The organism is Hydrogenophaga sp. (assembly GCF_041633695.1).
Lineage (GTDB): Bacteria > Pseudomonadota > Gammaproteobacteria > Burkholderiales > Burkholderiaceae_C > Hydrogenophaga.
The window spans coordinates 1-7,189 of sequence record NZ_JBFJMY010000203.1 but is presented as its reverse complement, the minus strand read 5'-3'; the positions used below and the strand labels follow the sequence as shown (position 1 = coordinate 7,189).

Sequence of the window (7,189 nt, the reverse complement as noted above, 5' to 3'; positions counted from 1 at the left end):
GGTCGAGGCCTGGCTGGTGCAGGTGCGCCAGCAGGCCGATGCGCACAAGGCGCAGCGCCTGGCCATCATCGAAGAACTCAAGGCCTGGACCGAAACCCATGCCGACAGCAGCGACTGGAAAGCCCAGATCCGCGAACTGCACGCCTTTTCCGAACGCTGGCGCGAAGCCGGGCATTTGAGCGAAAAGGCCTTTGCCGAGATGCAGCCGGTGTGGAAAGACTGCATGCACGCCGCGCACGCCCGTCTGGAAGACGCCCAGCGCGCCAGCAACGAGCGCCGCCGTGCCCTCATCGCCGAGGCGGTGGAACTGGGTGCCGCGCCGCAGCTGCGCATCGACGCCGTGAAAGCCTTGCAGCAGCAATGGCAGGCCGAGGCCCACACCGTGCCGCTGGAGCGCAAGCACGAACAAAAACTGTGGGAAGCCTTCCGCAAGCCGATCGACGAAGCCTTTGCCCGCAAGAGCAGCGAACGCGAAAAGGCCTCAACGGCCTTGAACGCGCACGATCAGCAGGTGCTCGACGCTTCCAGGGCGCTGGACGCTGCGGTGTCCAGCGGCGATGTGCGCGCCATCCGCGCGGCCCAGGAAGGCCTGGACGCTGCGATCCGGGGCGAGGCGCCACGACCAGCTGCCAAGCCGGCCGTTGCCGAGGCACCTGCACCCAAAGAAGCAGGCGCGGCAAGTACAGCGGGTGAACACAGCGAAGAAAAGGCCGAGCCGGGTGCGGGTGCTGAACCAGCGGCTGCCGCCGAAGACACGCCAGACGTGGCTTCCGACGCGCCGGCCGCTGAGCCAGCTGCGCCACCGGCGCCAGCGCCAGCCGCACCCAAGAAGGTGGTCGCGGTGCGCGGAGACGACCGGCCCGGCATGAAGAAGACCGAGCCAGCCGGCCGCGACGACAAGCGCGGTGGGCCGCGCCGCGATGGCCGTGGTGATGCGCGCGGTCCTGGTATGGGGCAAGGCCGCCCTGGCCGCGACGAGCGTGGTGGCGACAGCCGCGGGTTTCGCGAATCCCGTGGGCCTGTGGGTCCACGCCTGGGCGATGCGGCTTTCCGTGCCCAACGCCAGGCCTTGGAGCGAGCCGATGCGGCCTTGCGCACGCTCGCGGCCCAGGCGCATGGCGAGGTGCTGACCGAGGTGATGACCGCCTGGGAAAAGCGCAACGCCGAGCAACTACCGGTGGCGCAGGCCCTGGGTTCTCGCGTGAATGCAGCGGTGCGCAACCAATGGGTGCAAAGCCTGTCCGGCTCTGCCGCCGCCAGCGTGCCGAGCGAGGCCTTGTTGCGCCTGGAGATGGCCGCCGAAGTGCCCACGCCCGCCGAGCACATCGGTGAGCGCCGCATGCTGCAACTGCAGCTGCTCACCCGCCGCAACGAACCCGCTCCTGCCGAGACTTGGCAACAAGACGTGGCCCAAGTGCTGCGTGCGGATTTTGATGCCGCAGCGGCGCGCCGCTTGCAAGCGGTGCTCAAGAATCTGCTCAAAAAGTGAGCCGATAGCCCCTGCGGCGGCTCCGATCGGGGTCGCCGCCAACGCTTCTTCTGATGCGCAGGCTCCTACGCCCGGGGGCCGGAAGCGGGTTTGAAAAATCCGTCGTACAACACCAGCAAGGCGGGAAATTCCTGCGCAAACCGCGTTCGGTTGACGAAATAGGCCTCGCAGGTCACGGCAAAAAATTCGGCCGGGTGGGTGCCGGCGTAGGCATCGAGCCAGGGCCGCTCGCCGCCAAAGCGTTCGGCCAGGGCCAGCGCTTCGGTGAACTGCTCAAAGGCGGTTTGCATGGTCTGGCGCCAGCGTTCCCGCGCGGCCGTCGCGCTGTGCGTGCCCATGAAACCGGGTGGCAGGGGTGGCGCGCCGTCGGCTGCGCCGCCCGGGTTCATGCCGTGCATGTCGAACTTGTGGGCGAATTCGTGGATGACCACGTTGCTGCCCTGTTCGGCCAGGTGGCCAGCCTGGGCCACGGCGCTCCAGCTCAGCATCACCGGGCCTCGGTCCATGGCTTCGCCAGCGATCACTTCGCTGTAGCGGTGCACCACGCCGCTGGCGTCGCGCACCTCGCGCCGGGCCACTGCGTGGTCGGGGTGCACCACAATGCCCACGAAGTCGCCGTACCAGTCCAGGGCTTCCATCGTTTGCCCGGCGGGTGTGTGCAAATGCAGCAAGGGCAGGCAGGCCTGGGCCGCGATTGAAACCGCCATGGCGTCGGTGATGGTCAGACCGTGCGCGCCGTGGAATTCCTTTTCGGTGAGAAAGTGCGCCGTCAGCAAGCGCAGGCGGGCACGTTCACCGGTGTCGAGTTCCTTCAGAAAAGGGTGTTGCGACAGCGTGGTCTGCCACAGCCCGTCGGGAATCGCGGGTGGCCGGCGCAGTCGGCGGGGAAGCCAGGTTTGCAACCACTGCAACATGCGTCGACTCAAGCGCCAGCGGGCGCTTGGCCCGCCAGCGACAGGGCCATACGGTGCAGGCCGCCGCCATCGAGGCGCAACACCTCGGCGCGCGGCGGCTGTGCCGTTGCGTCCCAGTCGCTCAGCACCACGCGCTGCAGACCGTCTCCCAGGTCGTGCGCACCGGGCCGGTGGGTGTGGCCGTGGATCAGGGTGTGGGCCCCGGCCTGGTTCAGCCATTGCCGGGTCGCGGCGCCATCCAGATCGGCCCAGAGTGGGCTGTCGGTTTGCGCAAAGGGCACGGTCAATTGGCGGGCCTGGCTCTGGGCGCGCATGTCGCGCGCCAGGGCTTCGCGCTCGGCCAAGGGGCGGGCCAGAAAGGCCGATTGCCAATCGGGCTGGCGCACCTGGGATCGAAAGCGCATGTAGTCGTGGTCTTCCAGGCACAGCGCATCGCCGTGGCTCAACAGCCAGCGGGCTTGCTGGAACACCAGCACGGTGGGGTCGTCCAGTTCCTGCATGCCGCAGGTCTTCAAGGCTTGTGGCCCCAGCAGAAAGTCGCGGTTGCCCCGCATGAAATACACCGGTTTGTGCTGCGCGGTCTCGCGCAGGATGGTGGCACAGGCGCGCAAGAACCGGTGTTCTAAAGCCGCTGTGGTGTCCTCTGGCGTGGCCCCGGTCTGCTGGGACGTGCTCAACACGTCGTCACCCACCCAGACCTCGAACAGGTCGCCCAATATGAACAGCGCGTCTACAGGCCCGTTGGCCAGCTGGCGCAGGTAGTCGCACCAGACGCCGTGCGTGCCGGGCTCACTGGCCTGCAGATGCAGGTCCGAAATGAAATCGACCGCTTGCCAGTGTGCGGGGGCGCACAGTTCGGCAAAGCGGTCGGATGGGGTGGCTGACATAGGGCAGGGGCTGGGCGCCCCCAACTCACAGCGCGACGGCTTTTTCGATCACCACGTCGCTCACCGGCACATCGCCGTGCGGGCCTTTGTTGCCCGTGGGCACGGCCTTGATCTTGTCCACGATTTCGGTGCCCGAGACCACCTTGCCAAAAACGGCGTAGCCCCAGCCCTGGGCGCTGGGTGCGGTGTGGTTCAGGAAGCCGTTGTTGGCCACGTTGATGAAGAACTGGGCGGTGGCGGAATGCGGGTCGCCGGTGCGGGCCATGGCGACCGTGTAGTTGTCGTTCTTCAGGCCGTTGTTGGCTTCGTTGTTGATGGGCGCATCGGTGGCCTTCTGGTTCATGCCGGGCTCAAAGCCGCCGCCTTGCACCATGAAGCCTGGGATCACACGGTGGAAAACCGTGTTGTTGTAATGGCCCTTGTTCACGTACGACAGGAAGTTGGCCGCCGACAAAGGGGCTTTTTCGGCATCGAGTTCCAGGGTGATGACGCCGTGGTTGGCGATGTGCAGTTCGACTTGGGGGTTGGCCATGTTATTTCTCCAATGTGGCTTTGAGGATGGTGACGGGTGTTTGGGGCACATCCGTCGGGAAAGGGCCGCCCGAACCGGTCGGGGTTTCCTTGATTTTGTTGACCACGCCCATGCCGGCAACCACCTTGCCGAACACGGTATAGCCATAGAGCTGGGCAGCGCCGATCAGGTTGGCGCGCGGCGTGTTTTCGTACACACGGCCACCGTACTCGAAGCGCGGCACCGGGTCGCCCGGCGGGATGATGGTCGGGTCCAGAAACGGATTGTCTTTCACGTTGATGAAAAACTGTGCGGTGGCCGACTGCGGATCGTTGGTGCGGGCCATGGCCACGGTGCCCACGGTGTTGCGCGGGCCACCGCGTTCCAGCGCGGCCTGACCTTCGTGGGGGACCGGTGCCCGGGTGTTCTTTTCCTTGAAAGCGGTATCGAATCCGCCACCCTGGACCATGAAATTGCTGATGACCCGATGAAACACGGTGCCATCGTAGTGCTTGTCTTTCACGTACTGCAGGAAGTTCGCCACCGTTTTCGGCGCTTTGTCCGGGTACAGCTCCAGCACGATATCGCCCATGGAGGTGGTCAGCCGCACCTTGGGGTGTGCGTCGGCCGCGTGGGCTGCGGGTAGCAGGGCGGCTGCCAACACGGCGCCGCCCAGGCCCACGGCCCAGCGGCGGCGCAATCCGGCTGCTGTGAGCGACACGAGAGCGTGCAGAACGGACATCAAATGCTTCCTTCGTAAAAGATCTTCCACTGGTCGCTTTCACGCATCCAGTACTGGCGTTTGGTGACACCGCGGCTTTGGCCCGCAGCCACTTCGCCAAAGGTGACCACCATGGTGTCGTCCTTGTCGCGCCAGTTCAGCAGCGACAAGTCCTTGAGTTGCAGTTCGCGCACGCCGTTGCCGCGCACCTCGCCTTCCATGCGCGGCCACCAGTCGGCGAGCTTTTGCCCCTGGTTGTTGAAGCGCTCGGAATAAAAGCCTTTAAGTTGGGTCAGATCGCCCTGGCTTTTGACGCTGCGCCAGGCTTCCAGCGCCTGTTGAAACTGCTGGCGGTCCGGATCCAGGGTTTCGGGTTTGACCCAGTGCAGTTGCGCTGCGATCACCACCGGCGTGGTCCGGATCTGCACGCGCGCGAGCAGGCTTTGCAGATCGGGGTTGGAGAGCACCACGCAGCCATCGGAGGCGCGCGGTGCGCGCACGAACTGTTCTTTTGGGGTGCCGTGCAACCAGATGCCGCTGCCGGTTTTGCCGCGCTGCAAGTCCAGCGCGTTGGGGTAGTTGATGGGCAGGGCGCCCACGCCGTACAGGTCGGGCAGGTTGGCGGCGTTGAGGTTGCTGGTGATGTAGTAGACGCCTAGCGGCGTGCGTTTGTCGCCTTCCAGCAGTTTCTCAATGCCCGATTGGCCCACCGAAATGTAGTAGTCGCCGACCAGGCGCAGGCTGTTCGCCACCGGGTTGTCCCCCGCCGCCGCCGACGCCGAAGCTTTGGCACCGGTGTTCTCGAACAGGTACAGGCGCGAGCGGGACGCGTCGATGGCGATCGCGTGCCGGCTCTGGGACGCCAGGGTCAGAAACTGGGAAGGGATGCTGCCTTCGGGGGGGCGCTCGGTCAGGGCCAGCAGCCGGCGGCGGGATTCGTCGCGCAGGATGGCGAGCTGTTCGAGTGCGGCGATCGCCTTGGTGTCGGGCACGTCGCCCAACTGGCGCACCGGGCGGGTCTGTGCGCTCAGCAAATCGCCCAGCACCAGGTTGGCCAGCTGGAAGTTGGGGTGGTCCCGCACCAGGCTCTCGGCCTTTTCTAAGGCTTCGCGGTGCTGGGTCTGGCTGATCAACTGGTAAATCTCGATCAAGCGCGCTTCTTCGCGCCCAACCAGGGGAAACACTTGTTGCAGGTCCTGGGCGCCCATCCGCGTGGGTGGCAGACCCAGGCCTTCGCGCCCGCTCAGGCCCGATGCTGCGTCCTGCGCCTTGGCCAGCGCGGATTGCAGCAACGAGGGCTGGCCGACGGTGTTGGACGGCGCTGTGTTCAGGCCACCGACTGGCGCCGTACCCGGGAGGGCAGGGGGGCGCGTCAAGGACCACAGCAGCACCGCAGTGGCGCCCACCGCGAGGATCGACAGTGCCCATTTGCGCATCGAGCGTGGGGGCCGTGGATTCACGAAAGGCAGGGAAAGGCTGGCATGACCCTGCTGGAAAAAACGCCGACCTGCCATCAAGAACCCGTGGATTCGCTCACGATGAGCCAGCGGTTGCCGCTTTTGACCATTTCAAGCGTTTTGCGGCTGGTCACGTTGAGGTTGTCCGAACTGTAGTCCTGGCGGAAGCGGGCGGTCGCGCGATCGCCTTTGACGTCGACCGTCATGTCGCTGATGTCCACCGTGATGCTGGAACGCGGCACGATGCGCGCACGGCGGTCCGACTCCCAGGCCTTGCGCGCCTGACCGCCCGAAGGGGTGAAGTTGGGCGCGTAAGCACCCAGGTAGTTGGACATGTTGCGGGCCGACCAGGCGCTGGCCCACTGGGCGACGGCGGCCTCCACATCGGCTGTGCCGTTGGCCGCAGCCGCCGGGGCAGGCGCCGGAGCGGGTGTTGGCGCTGGCGCTGGAGCGGCGGCCACAGCCGGGCTGGGCGCTGGTGCGGGCTTGACGGCGGCAGGTGCCGGGCTGGGTGCTGCGGCCACGATGGTGGGGCGCGTGCCTTTGGCATCGGCCGAGAACAGCGTGCGGATCAGGCTGAGCTTGGGCGCCACAGCGGTATTGCCGGCGTCGAGCTGCAAGGCCTTGCTATAGGCCTGACTGGCCAGCTTGGCATACACATCTCCCAGATTTTCGTGTGCGGTGGCGTAGCTGGGGTTGGTGCGGATGGCCATTTCCAGCGCAGCCCGCGCTTTGTCGAACTGGCTTTGGCCCGCGTACAGCACGGCCAGGTTGTTGTAGGGCTCGGGCAGCTCGGGGAAGTCTTCGGTCAGTTTGGAAAAAGTGCCAATGGCGTCGGTGGTCTTACCACTTTCGGTCTGGATGACGCCTTTGAGAAAGCGCATTTGCGGATCGCGCGGCTTGGCTGTGAGGTATTGATCCACCTTGACCAGGGCCTCGCTGAACTGGCCGGAGCGCACCATGCGGTTGACTTCGGCGTAGTCGTCGCCCTGTGCCACGGCCAGGGGCGCGCCGAGCGCCGCCGAAACCGCGACCGCCAGACCCCACTGGCGCCAGCGCTGCTTGGGCACCTGGGTGAGGCGGGGGGTGGTTTGGCCAGCAGATGTGCTCAGGAAATTCGCGGGAAAAGACATAGGACCTCTGAAGAACGGACCGGGCTGAGCAACGGGTGCTGCAAGGCCCATGAAACGTCAATGGAAGACCCGATGTC

The 7,189-nt window shown here is 65.9% G+C and carries 7 protein-coding genes; 1 reads left to right on the top strand and 6 read right to left on the bottom strand.

What is annotated here, in order from left to right:
* The coding region (locus ABYB95_RS13325; protein WP_372659047.1) for a DUF349 domain-containing protein at window positions 1-1,489 on the top strand (1,489 nt) is incomplete at its 5' end.
* A gap of 65 nt (window positions 1,490-1,554) precedes the next feature.
* On the opposite strand, the gene ABYB95_RS13320 is transcribed toward ABYB95_RS13325, so the two are convergent.
* From ABYB95_RS13320 to ABYB95_RS13295, 6 genes are read right to left on the bottom strand one after another with little or no spacing between them, the layout of a single operon-like run.
* A complete protein-coding gene (locus ABYB95_RS13320) occupies window positions 1,555-2,403 on the bottom strand; it encodes a zinc-dependent peptidase (RefSeq protein WP_372659046.1) in 849 nt (282 codons plus the stop codon).
* Window positions 2,404-2,411: 8 nt separating this feature from the next.
* On the bottom strand, window positions 2,412-3,290 hold the full coding sequence (locus tag ABYB95_RS13315; RefSeq protein ID WP_372659045.1) for a UDP-2,3-diacylglucosamine diphosphatase: 879 nt from the start codon (window positions 3,288-3,290) through the stop codon (window positions 2,412-2,414).
* 25 nt (window positions 3,291-3,315) lie between these two features.
* A complete protein-coding gene (locus tag ABYB95_RS13310) occupies window positions 3,316-3,822 on the bottom strand; it encodes a peptidylprolyl isomerase (protein WP_372659044.1) in 507 nt (168 codons plus the stop codon).
* A gap of 1 nt (window position 3,823) precedes the next feature.
* Window positions 3,824-4,543 (bottom strand): peptidylprolyl isomerase, encoded by a 720-nt coding sequence (locus tag ABYB95_RS13305; RefSeq protein ID WP_372659043.1) that lies wholly within the window; start codon window positions 4,541-4,543, stop codon window positions 3,824-3,826.
* Window positions 4,543-5,982, bottom strand: coding sequence for a murein L,D-transpeptidase family protein (locus tag ABYB95_RS13300; RefSeq protein WP_372659042.1), 1,440 nt, complete (start codon window positions 5,980-5,982; stop codon window positions 4,543-4,545). Before ABYB95_RS13300 ends, ABYB95_RS13305 begins: the two co-directional genes overlap by 1 nt.
* A 53-nt stretch (window positions 5,983-6,035) precedes the next feature.
* Entirely contained in the window at window positions 6,036-7,112 is a 1,077-nt protein-coding gene (locus ABYB95_RS13295) for a tetratricopeptide repeat protein (protein WP_372659041.1), read from the bottom strand.
* Between the last annotated feature and the right edge of the window lie 77 nt (window positions 7,113-7,189).

Excerpts from the sequence above, each read along its gene's own strand:
- ABYB95_RS13320 (WP_372659046.1), bottom strand. The coding sequence starts at position 2,403 with ATGTTGCAGTGGTTGCAAACCTGGCTTCCCCGCCGACTGCGCCGGCCA.
- ABYB95_RS13315 (WP_372659045.1), bottom strand. The coding sequence starts at position 3,290 with ATGTCAGCCACCCCATCCGACCGCTTTGCCGAACTGTGCGCCCCCGCA.
- ABYB95_RS13310 (WP_372659044.1), bottom strand. The coding sequence starts at position 3,822 with ATGGCCAACCCCCAAGTCGAACTGCACATCGCCAACCACGGCGTCATC.
- ABYB95_RS13305 (WP_372659043.1), bottom strand. The coding sequence starts at position 4,543 with ATGTCCGTTCTGCACGCTCTCGTGTCGCTCACAGCAGCCGGATTGCGC.
- ABYB95_RS13295 (WP_372659041.1), bottom strand. The coding sequence starts at position 7,112 with ATGTCTTTTCCCGCGAATTTCCTGAGCACATCTGCTGGCCAAACCACC.